Origin of the sequence: Streptomyces malaysiensis subsp. samsunensis, assembly GCF_024519315.1 — a bacterium.
GTDB lineage: Bacteria > Actinomycetota > Actinomycetes > Streptomycetales > Streptomycetaceae > Streptomyces > Streptomyces malaysiensis.
The window spans coordinates 1-421 of the sequence record NZ_JANIIC010000273.1; the positions used below are offsets into that span (position 1 = coordinate 1).

Sequence of the window (421 nt, forward strand, 5' to 3'; positions counted from 1 at the left end):
TTCCGACGCCCTCGGCCCAGCCGGTACCGTCCGCGGCCCCCGCGAAGGGCTTGCAGCGCCCGTCCGGGGCCAGTCCGCGCTGACGGCTGAACTCGACGAACGCGACCGGGCGGGCCATGACCGTCGCGCCACCCGCGAGGGCCAGCGAGCACTCGCCCTGCCGCAGCGCCTGTGCGGCCCAGTGCAGCGCCACCAGGGATGACGAGCAGGCGGTGTCCACGGTCACCGCGGGTCCCTCGAAGCCGAAGGTGTAGGAGATACGCCCCGATGCCACGCTTCCGGCGTTGCCGGTCATGAGGTAGCCCTCGGCGGCCTCGCCGGCCTGGTGCACCGCATCGCCGTAGTCGTGGTAGGTCAGCCCGCAGAAGACGCCGGTCTGGCTGCCGCGCACCGAGGCCGGGTCGATACCGGCCCGCTCCAA

General features: G+C 73.4%; 1 protein-coding gene. It reads right to left on the reverse strand.

Annotated features, from left to right (window positions below; genetic code table 11):
- On the reverse strand, positions 1 to 421 hold a 421-nt coding region (locus NQU54_RS48855), incomplete at both ends, for a beta-ketoacyl synthase N-terminal-like domain-containing protein (protein ID WP_257636694.1).